The following is a 16,689-nucleotide window of genomic DNA, read 5'->3' as shown; positions in this document are numbered from 1 at the left end:
CCATATTTCAACAGCTCCCTATAGCTTTTTTGATGTAAACCATAGTAAATTTAGGAGGTGATTTTGAGAATAGAATATATAGAGATAAATAAATTTAGATCAATTGAGAAGTGTCAAATAACACTGGATACGGTTAATGCAATAGTAGGACAAAATAATAGCGGAAAGTCTGCTCTAATTAGAGCATTGAATGCTTTTTTTAATCCAGAAGATGAAAAACAGAGTTTTTTTGAGGGTAAGCATAACTATACAATAAACTCACAAGCAAAAATAACAGTTAGGTTTACTAATATACCAGTAAACGCAGATATACAACAATTCGCAACTAATGACATTATTGAAGCTCAACTAATTTATAAACATTCAAAAAGGAATGTTTCCTTCAAGTATAAATCAAATGGTAGGTTTGTAAGTACTCCTCAAGAACTAATAAATATTATAAACAAATACGTATCATTTGTTTATATCCCTCCAAATAGAAGCCCTGATCAGCTAAAGTGGCAAGAAAAATCTCTAATAAAGGAGTTGATAGAAGAGTATCTTAATCAAGAAACAAGTCGAAGAGATACGCTAACACCTAAATTTAGAAAAGCAGCTCAATTCTTAGAGGATAGTGCTCTAGCGAGAATATCTAAAGACATTGAGAGCTGTTATTCATTGAGACATAAATTTAATTTTTCTCTTAGTTTTGATAAGCAAGCAAATTTTTTATCATTTTTAAGTGAAATTCAAATGCACATTAAAGAGGAAGGGATTGAGCATAACCTTAATGATTGTGGGACTGGCTTACAGAGCTTGACAATAATAGCTTTTCATAGGGTTTTGGCAAAAATTAGAAATCAAAATATAGTGCTAGGTCTTGAAGAACCTGAGATTAACCTACACCCTCAAGCACAGAAAGAGTTAATAAAATCTATAAAGTCATCTTCTGAAAACGATGATATTTCTCAGGTTATAGTCACAACTCATTCTACCGTCATCATTGATAATATAGAGCATAAAAACATATCTTTAGTTAGGAAAGAGCCTGATAGAAGTCGAGGCTTTAAATCCATTATTACTAAAACTAAGGATTCCTTTTTCTCTGACCATAATTTAGAGGAGTTTGGATACTATCAATTTCACGATTATCGTAATAGTGACTTTTTTTTCGCGAACTATGTAATATTTGTAGAAAGTAAAAATGATGCTGAGGTTATTAAGCATCTAGCTGAAAGGGAGGGTTTAGATTTAGATTTGTATGGAATTAGTGTTGTAGATATAGGCGGAGTTGGAAACTTACCTTATCCATATCATATTGTTAAGGACTTAGGTATACCTTACTTAATAATATTAGATAAAGATTATTTCCTTCCGTATTTAAATGATGAGTTAAATTTAAGTAGAAATGGAGATGGACTTCCTAAATATAAGTACCAATATAAAACAGATACCCTATTAACTACTTTTATTAAGGATGAGGGACGTAGAGGGTTGATTTTAAATAGTCTTAAAACGAATCATAGTCGGGCTATGGACTTGTTACTTGAGCACAATATAATTTGTATGAAGTATTGTTTAGAAATGGATTTACTGAGTTCAAACAAAGCAGTTAAAGAAATGTCAATCAAGTTAAATCTTAGACCAGAAGATAGCAATAGAAATTTTCTTCTAACGCAAAGAAAAACAGCGGTTAAAAAGATTGCTAATATTATGCATGTGTTGAATCTTATGAGTAATCGCAATCTTCCACATTCGTTTCAGAAAATAAAAAAAGAAATTCTAGAAATATCAAAACGCTGCTAGCCATTTGCTCGGCCAGTTTCTTGATGTCAGATTGGTTAGTCATTGCTTATTCTCCGGTTAGTGGATTATAAGCAGTTACACAGTTTTTAGGAAACTCTCGAACATTCACAAGTAGGTACTGCTGATTACTAAAATCGTTCCAAACAAGGCATAAACCGACGGTAATGCTAATGCCTTAACTAGGTCTATAACGTAGTATGGGACAATTTTAGTATCAGCTCGCAGAGACAGGACTCCTTTTTGACACCTCATTGTTAAAAAAAGATGCTTAGAATGACTAAACTTGCTATTTTTAACGTCGAATCGCCTATAAATCAGCCTCTGTCAGTGCCATGGTCGAATGTTCAATACGCTCTAATCAAAGTTATTCTATATTGTTTCACTTTTATAAGCAGAATCTATAGCATTAATATTTTGTAAGGCTAACAAAACTTTTCTAGCTATAGGCGGAGGGTTTGTTAGCATTTCCTTGTAGGCACAATTTAAGTTGTATAAAAACTCATCGGATGGAGGGTTTCCAGAAAAATCATCTAAACTCGGTGAGAATTTAATACCTATAGCTTCGCACATAGCTTTTTCTAAGCCTTGTGGTCTAGCTTCAACTTTCTCGAAAAGTGATTGTTCATCAGCATTTCTACCACATGGAGAATACCAATAATCGTAATCATCTAGTTCTCGACGCCTTTGTCCAGCCAAGCAATAATGCGCCATCTCATGTAATAGACTTCTTGGATAGTTCTCTTTAAAGAATATTTTTGCTTTTTCATTCTCTTTGGGAGCTTGATAATAAGGCTCATCCGCACCGCCAGTTATACTCAACATGGGTAGTAAATTTTCGAATATATTGATTAGGTTGGTGCATAAATCATTGTCATTCATAAAAATTCTTATAAAATATCTCAATTACTGTATTATGCCAAATAACGTTATAGTAAGCTATATCGCTAAAATATATCTCAGTTGAGTGAGGGTAAGGTTAAACTAATTGTCAGATCCTTTAACTAATATAGTATTAGAAGAGTCTGCTAGTTCTGATTGAAGCTCAAAATTTTGTCTTAAAATATTAAGATAATCCTGCATCAGAAGATCGTATTCTTTTTTAAGTGTGTCATACTTCAACCTCGCTTTTAATTTAAGCTCTTTTTCGTATTTTAGCTTAGCAGTATCGTTAGGTGTTTTTTGAGCAAGTTTTCCACGATTTTCTTCTGCATCTTTTATTGCTTGGCATAGTTCTGGATATCTTTCATTACGAACATATCCTTTTCCTTTACCAGCCTCTCTACCTACAGAATCCTTAGTGAATTTGAATCGTGAAGACTTAGTATCAACAACCTTGGCTGTATTATTTTTCAAACGCTCTAAGGCTTTCCAATAAGCTTGTTCAGCTTTGCTAATTTGCATATCGTTCATTCCTAAGTATTTGATATTAGTACTGAAAGAAAACTGTCAATCTTTTTTATACTCGTTTCGTACTCATGACGCACACGTTTTGGAATCTCTAAGCTAATCTGAGACTCATAGAATTCCTTAGTTTGCAATAAGCTACTTTGGGACTCTGGCAAAAATACTGCATTTTCACAGCTTATACAAGCCGATGCTAAGATGCCAGCACCTTTATCGCAAGGCGTAATGGACATACATCCTCCTACCAGAGTTGAGCGGTAACGTATTTTGCCATTTTTTATAGCTTTCTTAGTTTCTTTTCTACTTCCTAAAAATTTAGGGAGTTTATTATCTGATTTTTTAGACTGTAAGCCTTTTCCAGCAGCTCCTGTAAGTATTACTTCCCTTTTTAATACTTTATATAAGTCGTCTGACTCTGTTCTTGATTGGGCGTCCTGCCATTCTTTTTTCATGGCTTTTACTTCTGCTCCATCGCCTAGAATATTTATAGCTCTGGAGTTCGAGTTCGAATAGTAGACTGTCATTACCATGCTGATATGCTTCAGTTGTGACTTCAGAGTTGGATATGAAACATAACCGCTTGAAGCTGCGTAAACAGCTAGAGAACGTCTAAATTGATGAAAAGCTAATGGCCAAGGTTGACCTAATTTAACTTTATCAGATATTTGGTCACCATATAAAAACCAACTAAGTTCTGCTATATCTTGTTCTGAAACTAGAAGCTCTTGTTTAATCAAAATTTCTTTGAATAAATGGCCACCGAATGTTGGCGTGGTATATTCAAAATAAGGATGTTGTTTTCCAGATTTACCCTGCTCAATTGAAATAAATAACGGTAATTTGCTTTCATCTAGTTCTGTTTTACTTCGACTATCTGACCAACATAAAACTCCTTTAGTAATAAATTTACTGGCTTTGAAAGCATTTTCTACTATTGAACCTGTAGCCCATTTAGTAAATCTTGGAACTCCATTACTTTCAAGCTTAGTTGTGGTTGACCAGATAACAGGTAAGTTACCTTCATTAGTATGTATATAGCTTAACCCGTTAAAAGGTATGGCTAAAATTTCATTTTTACGCATACCTGTGAATGCAGCTATAATAATAGCGCTCTTTATCTGTATATAAGCTAAAGACTTTACTAAACCACCCCAATTAGCCTCCTGAATGAGCCCTAAACTTGCTAGGGCTCCTAGTATAAGAGTTGTGTCTACGTCTGATTTTACAAATTGATTCCACTTATAGGTTATTGATAGCTTTTCCGATTGAGTGAGCTTTCTTGAAGAAGTAGTTTCATCTATATTAAGTGTATTATTTAGTACCTCGTCTCTTACTTTACTGCGGGCAGAAAAAACATATTCTATTTCATGTATATATTCAACGAATAGGCTCAAATCTTCAATGGCATCTTTTAGAAGGGCTTGATAAATACTAGAAGGAATAATTAAAGTTTGAATACTTGGTGTAGTTTCAGGAAATGTTTTTCTAGTCTTTATTAGTTTTTTCATAAAACTAGCAGAAGGGCTTAGTTCTGACCAAAACCCGTTGTTAATTAAGGAAAGCATTGTGTCAACAACCCTTTGAATTTTTCCTAATCTCAAACCTATTTGCTTTTCTGATGAGTTGTTTTCAATAACAAAATCAATAGCTTTAGGGTCGGTAAATATTTTATTCAGAGCAATGTTACTATTTAAACAGTAACTAACCAAAAACGATAAAGCATCCAAGTCACTATTAAGTTTTGACATGGAGCATCCATTGACTTCACAAATCCAATTCAAGGAAAATACTTTTAGAAACCTAACTGCTAAATTAAAGTCATCATCTTTAACCTTGCTAACTGGAGAGAGTTTTTGAATTTTAGATCGAAAATTTAATGTTTTCAGAGTATTGCTAGTAGCGCTGCAATCCCAAGTGTCATCAGAAAATACAGATAAAGGCCTTCCTTCTTTTGAAAGAGTTACAACTAAATCTTTTGAAGGATTGCTGATGAGTGCTTTGGCTATAGGTTGGATTTCTTTAACAACTGATTCACGCATGTGTATTTTATTCATAGCTTTATCGACATTTGGTTAGACTTTAAAGCTTTTATCAGAAAATTTATATGTTTGCTCCAATACTTATTGTAGATATTCATATTTATTTGATGATTTGCCTCATCGATTAGGTCAGTTATATTATCATTTTCGTTTTTTAGATAATTAATGATTTCATCAATTCTGTCTAATGATGGTTTTATAACGATAACATGATGTTCAGGATCATTACGAATTAAAGACGATTTAAGTAAAGCTTCTTTAAGACTTAACAATTTATGTATGTCTTCAAAATCCAGATGCACTGAAAAAAACTCACAGAATAGACAGCTCTCAAAAGTTGCACATGAAGGATTAGGAGCTTTGCTATTGAATCCTTCCGCTTTTAAAGGTTCTTTGTTTGATATGTTAGAACAAGATCCAGCGGGTATCCTCTCACTATCGTAGTGAGTCGAAAGTTTCACGGGTATAGATTGCTTATTAATTCGATTAGATGTAAGTATTTTGGAACTTATTTTCTCATGATACTGGTTCATTTCAATCGATTGAGACACTATGTCGATTGCAGTATATGCTATGGCTACTGTGGCTAAAGAGTTATTTAGTTTTCTCGCTACTAGTGATAAATTTCCTCTAGAGTGTTTAACAAAATATTCAGCGCACAAATTCCTAATATCCTTAGAAGATACTATGTTTACATCTTTAAAAAGAATAGATTTCCCAGTAATTGATTTCGTGCAATCACGTGCAAAACGCTTTGGTTGATAATTCTCTCCTATCCTTAGAAATAAGTATTCATTATGTTCTGTTTCAAGACCAAGGTTATCCACCCAATCTCTAAGTCTTAAATATTTAATAAGGTAACGTTTAAGCTGAGTAGGAGCAGAAAATTCAACATCTCTACCAGATCGATATTTATGTTTTTTAGCAAAAGTCTTTAGACCTAGACTGTCTATATCTAAATCAGATATTTTTAAATCAAGTGTAGGTTGAATATTAGCAGCTGTAAAAGCAAGATATATGTGATAAAAGCAAGCTGTGCATAGATTGTAGGCGTAAACTTTTTTAGAACTTAATTCTTCATTTATCCACTCATTTCTATGATCTATGAAGGTTTTTTTATAGTATGATTTTTGAGATTCTTCATTAATGAAATAACGTGATAAATCATATTTAACTTGATCGAAAGGTAAAGGTACTCCATTATGGTCAAAACAGTTGGGTAAGTACTTGATTCCCTGAGAGTTTCCTGAGTCCCAGTATAGATTCTTATTGGTTGAATTTGGAGTGGTAATGGGTATAGGATATCTCTTATTTAGTAGAGCATCAGAAAATTCATTAAAATACGTGATACACGTCTGTATGTATTTTTTAAAATCTTTTTGGGAGGACTGTCTTTCCTTTTTGACAGAACCTGTATAACGGTGTTTTGGAATTAGTCTCGTTATATCTGAATTTGATAAATTGAAAGCGATTTGTATAAAATCTCTGGCAGTACTTAATTTATGGTAGAGAGTACTAGAGCTTGCACCTTTTTTACCACTTAAGCGACTCTTCTGATACAAATGTACTTGATAATATTTATAGTTTGATATTAAGTCATTAAGGGTAAGAGGTTTAGACCCTTTGAAATCACAAAAATTTATAAAATACCTCAGCGTGTAGAGTATGCCGCGTACTGTTTCACTTCTCAAACCCTTCTCAAAAAGATTTAACAAATATTTTCTTAGCCATTTGATACGTTCCATAGATAATGTTGATTTATCAACTAAACTAGACGTATAACGCTTAGAATTATGCAGTGAACTGCCAGAATCTTTTTTTCTACTGGTATAGCATATTCTACCGATATCTATTTTAAACGTTGTTCCATCAGCAATTAAGCCCACAACAACTGAATATTGAGGATAAGGGATTTTCGACATTACTTCATTATTTAGTTCAATAAGTGGTCTACTACAGAATTTATTAGACATGTCCTGTATCCTTATCAAAAGTTATTCCAAAGGTTTCTTGAATATCCATAAATTCGTTAATTTCAGAGTCAAATTTAAGGTAAGATTCCGTAGTGCTTAATTGTCTATGATTTAGTCTTTGTCTCACATGATCAAATATTTTAGAATCAGGGTAGTCTTTATCTCTAAGGTTTCTGACAATATTCATTCCATATGTTGCACGCAAGTCGTGAAAAGAGAATTTTTGAAAATCCGGTTCAGTTTTTTGTATCTTTTCAATGAATCTTGTAAGTTCATTTCTTAAGGATTGTCCATTCTTTGGGGCCATAACTGGCGCTTTGGTATTCCAAATTGACTTAGAGTTATTGCGATCTGCAAGTTCTCTTTCAGCAGTCAGATAAGGGTTACCGTCTCTAGTTAAGAACACATAATTATCTTCAGTATCACCATAAAAACTATTTAACTTTCTCCTCCTATATTCGGCTCGCTCGCACTCAATATATGTTAATAAGCGATGAATCAAATTTTTCGGAAATATCAAACGATTTATCCTTCCGCCTTTTGAGTCAGATTTATATTTATATCCTGTATTTATTACAGCTTGTTCCAAATTAGAGTTGCTTTCCAAAAAACTCAAAGCACTTTTGATACAGCCTATTGACAGAGTGCAGACACTTTGTTGCCTAGCCCCTGTTTTAAGAGCAACTAGCATCATTAGCTCTAGTTCTATTGAGGCATAGCTTTCATCAAATGCATTAGAAACTATAATTTGCTCTTCAAAGCTTAAGGGACGCAGACTACCGCCGTCCCTTAGTTTTCCTAGTGATGGGATTGGTTTCCTACTGCTTTTTAACTTAAGATCGTTCGTAATAACACTAATATTTCTAGATAGTCCTACATTATTATAAATAGGTATGGAAACCTTCCTTTCTCTGAAAGGCTTATTTTCTATATCAGATGGAGATACAAGAGCTTGATACTGTATATAATTATAGAAATTAGCAATAGACGACAGAATGTTATTAATGTACTCAGCATTAAAGCCATGCTGCTCTATTACAATCTGTAGAAAAGCTCTAAACTTGCGTGGAACTCTTTGCTGATACTGGGTAGGTAAGTCTAAAAAATGTTGGTTAGTATGTTCTAAATACTGAAGAAAGTATTTTAAATGAATAGCTCTTGCAGATAATGTCTTCATGTTTGAAAGAGTGGGGGTGTCCAGTTGACCCAATAGATATAGATTACCTACTTTCCAAGGAAGGCCATCTGACTGAATGATAACAGGCATCTTAAAGAAGTAATTCGAGCTATTTAGAGCGTTAAAATGATAGACATACGTATTAACTTGAGTAGTTTTTGACCATTCTACTTTCTGTAGTTGAAAGCGACTTAAGTAAGTTACTTTTGCGCTAGAGTCGAATAGGTCTTTAAGAGAAGGTCTCATTTCATTTTTTTCTAGTTCGTTGAGTTCTTGGCTTTAAAAATAAGCTTTTCTATATATTGAGACAATGAATGAAACTGATTCTTTGCATCACTGACGGGGCAAACCTCTTAAGTTCCTTAGATACTCGAACATTCATCTGAACTTTCTGATTTGACATGTATTCATCCCCACTGATTTTATTACAATCGATGTTAGCATAATGCTAACATCGCCACAAGTTCTATGTGGTAATATTATTTTATTTAGGCTTTAAAGATGTCAAAAAATGTGCAGTTTAATCTAAGAATTCCTACTGAATTGAAAGCTCTTATCTCTGATGCCTCAAAAGTTAGCGGCCGCTCAATTAATGCCGAAGCACAGTATCGATTAGAAAAATCTTTTGAAGGTAAAGAAGGGAGTTATATTGAAGCTATCAAAGATTTAAGAGGTTTTTTTGATGCTCATTTACGCAGTGATCGTTTAAAGCTATTATCTTGTAAGCTGAATTTTATCTTGAGTGAAGCTAAGGCAGCTGATAGCTTTCATACCCCAAGTATATCTAGGGTTGCTAAAGCGCTCGGATACAATAATGTAGGCATCACTGAGGATTGGTTTGAAGGGCGCAAAGAGCCATCGTTTGATGAATTAGAAAAATTAGCAGTATACTTTGGCTGCCAAACAGACTGGCTAATTCATGATGAAGACAAGCCCTATAAAAAAGAAAGTTTTGAGTTCGGATCTAATATCGAAGACAATGCAAAACGGTTATTACAAGGCAATAATCAAGATGAAGTTAAAGCACTGTGGTTTGCTCGTAATAATACAGAAAATGGCGAATTATTAATCATCAAACACTACGATAGTTGGCGAGGTTCGGTTTTAGATACTCGCGTACATATAAGTGAAAAGGTAGGTATTGGAGGCTCTGAGGATCGAGCATTATTATCTTTAACTCTAAAATATTTATGCCGATACCATCTTCTGAAAATTCAGGGTGCAATAATATCAGAACTAGATTACAACGAGCTTATTTGGGCAAGAGAGAATCCGATTAAGATTATTGAAAAATATAGACACAGTCATTGGATTGAAGATATCTGGGACAGCTCAAAGTATTCAAAGAAAAATAATAGCTACTGGAAGGGCTGGTATGAGATGTGTATGTCTAATGCTACTTATATTGACGAACATGAAAGGTTGTTTAATATGAAGTAGCGTTGACTTGGACGATTCTAACTTCTTAACTAGTAGCAGATGACAAAGGTTAAAGTTATGAAAAGGCAGCGCAATAAGTCTAAATCACTTATTGCATTGCCTTTTTTTTATTTATTATGAATAAAATTGGTCAAACAAAACATAGTCTCTTGAGACTATAAATATTCTCAGAGAATCGAGCCGGTTTTTATTGATAGTCCATATAAAGTGGAACCGTCCGAATGTTCTAGCTAAAAAAATGGATAGACTGCCTATAACATATGTTAGTAATAGTTAGAGGTATGGGTATGAAGGTATGCAATATGTACACCATTAGAATAAGAGGTTTCTAGCATGTCAACCTATAAAGAGGTGTGTGCAATTCGTGCAATGCACTGGCAAAAAAGCCATGAGCAAACTCAATTCTAGCAGGTTCATTATTTTGTGCAGGAAAGTATTCAGGCTCTCCTTTGCTACGAACCAATATTACATTCTGATCAGAAAATAAAGTATTGAATAATTGGATAAGACACTCGGTAGCTAGTTGCTCGCTGTGTCCGGTTAATTGTAAGGTGTTATCAACAGCTTCGGAGCTGGATAGGTGGTGGTATTCATTTTTTAATATTTCTAAGTGTTTATACCTAGCAAACTCTAATGAGTTAATAGAGGTAGGTTTAATATTAAGCATCAGTTCTGTGAGGCGCTGCAGTAGTATTTTTGCTTCTAAAGGACAGAGCAAATTAGAAAAATCAGTTTTATTATTAAACGAGTTCATAAATAAGAGGCTAGTCAAATAAGTGATAAAATGGAAATTATGACTTTTTTATAAAAATAAAAAATAGGTCATATAAAATAGTATCAATATCAAAAATATTAACATACTAGCGCTAGCGTCATTTAGTGCTTTCCGTTAGTATGGCAGGCAATATTATACACCGTTTTGACGAATGAGGCCGCGCATGTCAAGCACTCCCGAAACTAAGCTTTCAGAATCTCACACTGACAACAAAAAAGTGCCTGTATCTACTGGTATGCCTGAGTACATCTCTTTAGACAAATGGGCAGACACTGGTTACGAATGGTCAGGAGACGTAGAGCCGAGCATTTTCAAACGTCTTGAGGCTATTCTGAGCACTGAGCATGAACAGAAGAAAATATCGATTAGTGCTGATTTATACCGCCATAACAATGTCTTACACTTGGCATTTACGTTGACGGGTAATGTTTGGTTGACTTGTCAGCGTTGTTTGCAGCCAGTGGCTATCGAATTATCTGATGATTATAATATTGCTCTACTCGAAAAAGAAAGCCAAGTGCGCTTGGTTGATGAAGAGCAAGATTATTTATTGCTTGAAGAAGTCATTACAGAGCAATCACCAGAGAGTTTATTGCCATTCAAGAAATTAGTTGAAGATGAAATTCTGCTGAAAACACCAATGGCACCCAAGCATGATGATTGTGAGATGATGGTAGAGCAGTTTGGTGAAATTCCAGAGGAAGAAGAAAGTGAGAATCCTTTCGCTGCTTTAGCCTCATTAAAAGGTAAGTTATAGCTTCACCAGAAAACAACTCATATATAAATGTACTACTTACTAGATTTGTGATACTTTTTATCAACTTTCTACAGAAGAGTGAGAGGCAGGGCTTTATTAATCCATTAAACATGCGTATAATGTCCGGTTTATTGCATTCTAGCAACGAGTTGCTTGCGGATAAAAGCTGACTAGACAAATTTGCTATAGCTTTTAGACGTAGTCAGCACTTTATGTAGGTGGCAATCTATTTAACTAATGATGCGTAAGACTTAGGTTGTTGTGATTATATAGCCTCTGTCAGTATCGATTAAAGCTGAATTTTAAGCTTATCCCTTTTAAGTATAGGAGCTATATCATGGCTGTTCAAAAAAGTCGTAAAAGCCGTTCTCGTCGTGACATGCGCCGTTCACACCATCGCATGGAAGTGGCTGAGCTGAGCATAGATGCTACTACTGGTGAAAAACATCGTCGTCATCACATGACAAAAGATGGTTTTTACCGTGGTCGTCAATTGTTTAAAGTAAGTCAAGATGCTTAATTTGTTTGCTGGTCAATAGCTAGTGCAAAAGTAATGATAGTACTGGTGACTATTATTACTTTTGTTTAGCTGTTATTCAGCAATGGATTTTGAGCTAAAGAAAGCCAAGTTATTTCGCTATCATATATTATGTAGCTAGATAACTTGGCTTTTTGCTATTATTTTTCAGAGTAAAAACGCAAATTTTTTTAGCTCTAGTTTTTGGTAAATATGAAAACGACCTGATACAATCTATGATTATAATTTTAGCGGTATTCTTTGCTGCACTTGTTTAGGTGTTGTCCGCTATAATAATAGACTGTGTCAGTGTATAGTTTACTGATAGTTCATTTTTCCAAATAAATAACGGAAGTAACGGCTGTGAGTCGTACCTAATAATATAACAAGTCTCGTTATTTTTAGGAGTATTTCCAATTAAATAAGGAATATTGGTTATGGCCTCTGTACCCGATATGGCAAACAAGCAGCCCATGCGGATTGCAATAATTTTCCCTGGACAAGGATCACAAGTCGTTGGTATGACTAGCGAGCTTGCTGAGACCTATCCAGAAATTCGTGATACTTTCACCGAAGCGAGCGAGGCACTGGGTGAGGATTTATGGGCAATCTGTCAAGATGAAGAAAAGCTCAATCAAACTCAATATACTCAGCCAGCATTACTGGTGGCTAGCATAGCAATTTGGCGTGTCTTACAACAAAAAATAACCACAAAACCTTGTTATTTAGCTGGTCACTCTTTAGGTGAGTATAGTGCGCTTTGTGCTGCTAATGTCATATCACTTGCTGATGCAGTAAAGTTGGTACATAAGCGTGGTCAACTAATGCAAGAGGCTGTTGTGGGTATTGATACGGCTATGGCGGCTGTATTAGGGCTTGAAGACAATCGGGTTGAAAACCTGTGTGAACAAGCAACTGAGCATGTTGATGATGCCATTGTTGGCGCAGCTAACTTCAATAGTCCAGGCCAAGTAGTGATATCAGGTAATACTATCGGTGTTAATGCAGTCATAGATAAAGTGCAAAATACTGGCAAGAAATCTATATCTCTAAAGGTCAGTGTCCCATCTCATTGTGCACTTATGGAGCCTGCAAGTAGTGCTTTGGCTGAAATATTGGCGGACATTAAGTTTGAATCAGCAGAGATTCCTGTTATTCAAAACCGTCATGCACGTGTCGAGACTAGTGCATTGGGTATCAAACAGGCCTTGACTGAGCAATTGAGCCAACCAGTATTATGGTCAAAAACGATGCAAGAGCTTGCTGACAAGCAAGTTAATACCTTAATAGAATGTGGCAGTGGCAACGTATTAAGTAATTTGGCCAAGCGTCAAGCACAACCAATTACTAGTTATCCTACCGATAAATCTGCCCGCCTTGAGAAGTTAATGGAGTTATTATCATGAGCCGTACGATTACATTAGTAACAGGCGCGAGCCGTGGTATTGGAAAGGCTGTTGCCAAACGCTTTGCTAAAGAAGGTCATTTCGTTATTGGCACAGCCACCACTGAGAAAGGTGCGGAGCTTATCAATAGTTATCTTCATGATAGTGGTGGTATTGGCCGCGTTTTAGATGTACGTGATACTGCGCAAATTGATAAGCTGTTTGAAGAGATTGAAAGCGTCTATGGTGCGGTACAAGTATTGGTTAATAATGCGGGTATCACGCAAGATGGACTACTCATGCGTATGAAAGATGAGGATTGGGAAAACGTCATCGATACCAATCTAACTTCGATTTATAGAATGAGTAAACGTGCAGTACGCGGAATGATGAAAGCACGCCGTGGTCGTATTATCAATATTACCTCTGTTGTTGCTCAGATGGGCAATGCGGGTCAATCTAACTATGCTGCTACCAAAGCAGGGGTGGAAGGCTTTAGCCGTACCCTAGCACGCGAAATCGGGTCTCGACAAGTTACGATCAATTGCGTCGCTCCAGGTTTGATCGAAACTGATATGACTGATGAGCTTGACGAACGCCTATTAAACTCGATGTTAGATGCTGTACCTATCAGCCGTTTGGGGCAGCCAGAAGACATCGCAGCCGCAGTATATTTCTTAGCCAGCGATGAGGCTAGCTACATCACAGGCGCGGTTATTCCTGTCAATGGTGGTATGTATATGTAAGTGACGCACAAGTGTTACATAGTGACAATAAAAAACTGTGTGAACGAGTGTAAACTATAATAAAGGGTGTTATAATGACGGACACTTTTAGGTCAAAGCCCTGTATTATAGCAAGGCTTGGCTAAACATGAGTCAAAACGTATAAGCTGTTATAAAGCATTCAGACAGCCAGGCTAATCTGAAAACCTCATTTTATATACAATACTATAGACTCTAACCGCAGAACTATAGTGATTTGTCAAAATAATAGATCAAAAAGGAGAAATCTACATGAGTAACGATACCGAGCTAAGAGTAAAGGCAGCAGTAGCTGAGCAATTAGGTATGAATGTTGAAGATATCAACAACGATGCTTCATTTATGGAAGACTTAGGAGCAGATTCACTAGACCTAGTTGAGTTGGTTATGTCATTTGAAAGCGATTTTGGCATTACTATTCCTGATGAAGATTCAGCAGAATTAACGACTGTTCAAAAAGCAATTGATTATGTACAAGCACAGCTATAATTTAATATAGCTGAGTCAGTTTTGTATCGCCGCTTATCTTAGTAGATAGGCGGTTTTTTTATGTCTATTATTTCTTATAAAAAGGATGTGTTTATTTGATTAGTGGCGATGTTAACATAAGCTACGTCACATAAACATTATTCAACATACGATTACTATCTACCATGCTGGATTTTACTTATAATCATAATAGTAAGTGAAAATGGTGATGCTAAGTGGCATTCATTATTAGAAAAATAAAGACTATTAAAATAATTAACGATACTTTAAGGAGTAAGTTTATGGGTATGTTCAGTTTTGCAAAAGACATCGGTGATAAGATTTTTAATCGAGATGAAGACAAACATGATGCAAAATCAGAAACCAAAGCAGAGGCTAATACACCAGTCAAAAGCAGTGAGCCCTCAGCGCAGTCGGTAGCAAATATTTTGCTGCGTCGTGTTCAGCAGCAGGATCTAAATATTAGTGAGCTAAAGATCAAATACAATGGCTCAACGGATACTGCTGAAATTAGTGGTAAGGCGAAGACACAAGCAGACCGCGAAAAAGCAATCATTGCTATTGGTAATGTACAGAATGTTGCGAAAGTAATTGATAATATTGATATCGAAGAAGACGCCCCTGAGTCAACGATGTACACAGTAAAGTCTGGCGATAATTTATCTAAAATTGCTAAAGAAGTTTATGGTTCAGCCAGTGATTATCTGAAAATATTTGAAGCCAATAAACCCATGCTGTCTGACCCAGATAAGATTTATCCAGGTCAAGTGTTGCGTATTCCTAAGCCATAACATTCATACTAAATAGCACAAAAACATGTGTCAAAAAAATGCCTCTTATGAATAAGAGGCATTTTTTGTTTAGATAGAAATTTATTTAGATAAAATAGTTCTAAGACGTAATCGTCTTTAATTTTTCTTGCTGCTCAGCTATGGCCCAAAGTATATGCTCATCAAGCATCTCATTATGCAGACCCAGTTTCGACTGTAATTGAGTAATGGTTTCTGTATTAGCATTTGCGTTTCCAAGGGCAATAGCAATATTACGTAAAAAATTCACATAACCGGTGCGTCTCAGTGGACTACCTTCGGTCTTTTTCATGAATTCAGCTTCTTGCCACTGCCACAGCTCCAATAAGCTACTGCTATCAAGATTATGCCGTGGTGCAAAGTCTTCTACAGGTGTGAGGTTGGCATAGCGATTCCAAGGACAGATAAGTTGGCAGTCATCACAACCGAAGACTCTGTTACCAATAGCACGGCGGTATTTTGTGTCAATAATACCATCGTGTTCAATCGTGAGGTAAGAGATACAGGCTGAGGCATTGAGCTGATAGGGTGCAACAATCGCTTGGGTAGGGCAGATATCAATACAAGCGCTACAACTACCACAATGCTCTTTAATAGGTTTGTCATCAGGCAACTTAAGACTGATAAATAGCTCACCCAAAACAAAAAATGAGCCTGCGTTTTTGTTGATGAGAAGTGTATGCTTTCCTGTCCAGCCAAGCCCCGCTGCGTCGGCAATAGGCCGCTCAAAAATAGGAGCAGAATCACTAAAAGGCCTAAAAATAAAATCTTGTTCTGATCCGATATCAAGATGCTGCCATTCAGGAAGCATGGCTTCTATTTTGAGTGCCAATTGTTTCAAACGACTACGCATCGTCTTATGATAATCACGCCCTCTAGCATAGCGCGCAATGATACCTTGATTGGGGTGGTCGTTGTCAGTAACCGTACGAGGTTTCGGGGCTTGGCTCAGGTAATCCATACGTACGCTAATAATGGTCTTTGCACCATCTACAAGCTGTTCAGGGTTTGCACGTAAATGATGATTATTATGCATAAACTGCAATTGCCCTTCATAACCTTTATCTAGCCATTGTTGCAATTTTATAATTTGTTTTGCAAATAAAGGATGATGCACGGATAGGAAACCGCAGTCAGCAAACCCTAAGTTTTGTGCTTGGGCTTTAATCCATTGTTTGACATCCACTGTGCTGGTAAACGCTAAGGTATTATTAACCATGATTTGATTGTCAGGCAGGTCATTGGATACTGGCGTAGTAGTCGCTTTCTTGGTTGTAGAAGTGGATGCGTTTGTTTTAGATGAATTATTCATGTGTGATAGCAGGTATTGATGTGAATACCGCTATGATAAGGCAGTGAGCTTATAGCGCAAGCA

The 16,689-nt window shown here is 35.8% G+C and carries 15 protein-coding genes; 8 read left to right on the top strand and 7 right to left on the bottom strand.

Translation table 11 applies throughout. The features are described from left to right. Positions 1-63: 63 nt before the first annotated feature. On the top strand, positions 64-1,785 hold the full coding sequence (locus tag EI164_RS00245; RefSeq protein ID WP_192518008.1) for an ATP-dependent nuclease: 1,722 nt from the start codon (positions 64-66) through the stop codon (positions 1,783-1,785). A gap of 369 nt (positions 1,786-2,154) precedes the next feature. Here EI164_RS00245 and EI164_RS00240 read toward each other — a convergent pair whose 3' ends face one another. From EI164_RS00240 to EI164_RS00220, 5 genes are all read right to left on the bottom strand, one after another. After that, positions 2,155-2,664, bottom strand: a complete 510-nt coding sequence (locus EI164_RS00240) for an elongation factor P hydroxylase (RefSeq protein ID WP_192518007.1) — start codon at positions 2,662-2,664, stop codon at positions 2,155-2,157. 102 nt (positions 2,665-2,766) lie between these two features. Then, positions 2,767-3,186: a hypothetical protein gene (locus EI164_RS00235; RefSeq protein ID WP_192518006.1), complete on the bottom strand. Its 420-nt coding sequence runs from the start codon at positions 3,184-3,186 to the stop codon at positions 2,767-2,769. A gap of 11 nt (positions 3,187-3,197) precedes the next feature. Then, positions 3,198-5,243, bottom strand: coding sequence for a hypothetical protein (locus EI164_RS00230; RefSeq protein WP_192518005.1), 2,046 nt, complete (start codon positions 5,241-5,243; stop codon positions 3,198-3,200). Further along, on the bottom strand, positions 5,240-7,201 hold the full coding sequence (locus tag EI164_RS00225; protein ID WP_192518004.1) for a hypothetical protein: 1,962 nt from the start codon (positions 7,199-7,201) through the stop codon (positions 5,240-5,242). Before EI164_RS00225 ends, EI164_RS00230 begins: the two co-directional genes overlap by 4 nt. Continuing rightward, positions 7,194-8,378: a site-specific integrase gene (locus EI164_RS00220; RefSeq protein WP_192518003.1), complete on the bottom strand. Its 1,185-nt coding sequence runs from the start codon at positions 8,376-8,378 to the stop codon at positions 7,194-7,196. Before EI164_RS00220 ends, EI164_RS00225 begins: the two co-directional genes overlap by 8 nt. Positions 8,379-8,879: 501 nt before the next feature. Between EI164_RS00220 and EI164_RS00215 the strand changes: the two genes are divergently transcribed. Next, positions 8,880-9,818, top strand: coding sequence for an Arc family DNA-binding protein (locus tag EI164_RS00215; RefSeq protein ID WP_192518002.1), 939 nt, complete (start codon positions 8,880-8,882; stop codon positions 9,816-9,818). A gap of 328 nt (positions 9,819-10,146) precedes the next feature. On the opposite strand, the gene EI164_RS17450 is transcribed toward EI164_RS00215, so the two are convergent. After that, positions 10,147-10,572, bottom strand: coding sequence for an elongation factor P hydroxylase (locus EI164_RS17450; protein ID WP_413038415.1), 426 nt, complete (start codon positions 10,570-10,572; stop codon positions 10,147-10,149). A gap of 184 nt (positions 10,573-10,756) precedes the next feature. Here EI164_RS17450 and EI164_RS00205 point away from each other — a divergent pair, with 184 nt between their 5' ends. The 6 genes from EI164_RS00205 to lysM all read left to right on the top strand — a co-directional run bounded on the left by EI164_RS00205 (position 10,757) and on the right by lysM (position 15,296). Continuing rightward, on the top strand, positions 10,757-11,350 hold the full coding sequence (locus EI164_RS00205) for a YceD family protein (protein WP_192518001.1): 594 nt from the start codon (positions 10,757-10,759) through the stop codon (positions 11,348-11,350). A gap of 337 nt (positions 11,351-11,687) precedes the next feature. After that, positions 11,688-11,870, top strand: coding sequence for a 50S ribosomal protein L32 (rpmF, locus tag EI164_RS00200; RefSeq protein WP_068408434.1), 183 nt, complete (start codon positions 11,688-11,690; stop codon positions 11,868-11,870). A gap of 434 nt (positions 11,871-12,304) precedes the next feature. Then, the gene (gene fabD, locus EI164_RS00195) at positions 12,305-13,273 is read left to right on the top strand and encodes an ACP S-malonyltransferase (RefSeq protein WP_192518000.1); all 969 of its coding nucleotides are present in this window, start codon (positions 12,305-12,307) and stop codon (positions 13,271-13,273) included. Continuing rightward, the gene (gene fabG / locus EI164_RS00190) at positions 13,270-13,998 is read left to right on the top strand and encodes a 3-oxoacyl-ACP reductase FabG (protein ID WP_192517999.1); all 729 of its coding nucleotides are present in this window, start codon (positions 13,270-13,272) and stop codon (positions 13,996-13,998) included. The genes fabD and fabG overlap by 4 nt, the downstream gene beginning before the upstream one ends. Before the next feature lie 270 nt (positions 13,999-14,268). Then, the gene (gene acpP, locus EI164_RS00185) at positions 14,269-14,505 is read left to right on the top strand and encodes an acyl carrier protein (RefSeq protein WP_025652201.1); all 237 of its coding nucleotides are present in this window, start codon (positions 14,269-14,271) and stop codon (positions 14,503-14,505) included. 281 nt (positions 14,506-14,786) lie between these two features. Beyond that, positions 14,787-15,296, top strand: coding sequence for a peptidoglycan-binding protein LysM (lysM, locus tag EI164_RS00180; protein ID WP_192517998.1), 510 nt, complete (start codon positions 14,787-14,789; stop codon positions 15,294-15,296). Positions 15,297-15,396: 100 nt separating this feature from the next. On the opposite strand, the gene queG is transcribed toward lysM, so the two are convergent. Next, positions 15,397-16,626 (bottom strand): tRNA epoxyqueuosine(34) reductase QueG, encoded by a 1,230-nt coding sequence (gene queG, locus EI164_RS00175; protein ID WP_192517997.1) that lies wholly within the window; start codon positions 16,624-16,626, stop codon positions 15,397-15,399. Positions 16,627-16,689: the final 63 nt, after the last annotated feature.

The sequence above is a fragment of the Psychrobacter sp. FME13 genome (assembly GCF_014861395.1).
Classification (GTDB): Bacteria; Pseudomonadota; Gammaproteobacteria; order Pseudomonadales; family Moraxellaceae; genus Psychrobacter.
Note: the sequence above shows the minus strand (reverse complement) of the source record. Positions and strands in the feature narration are given on the sequence as shown.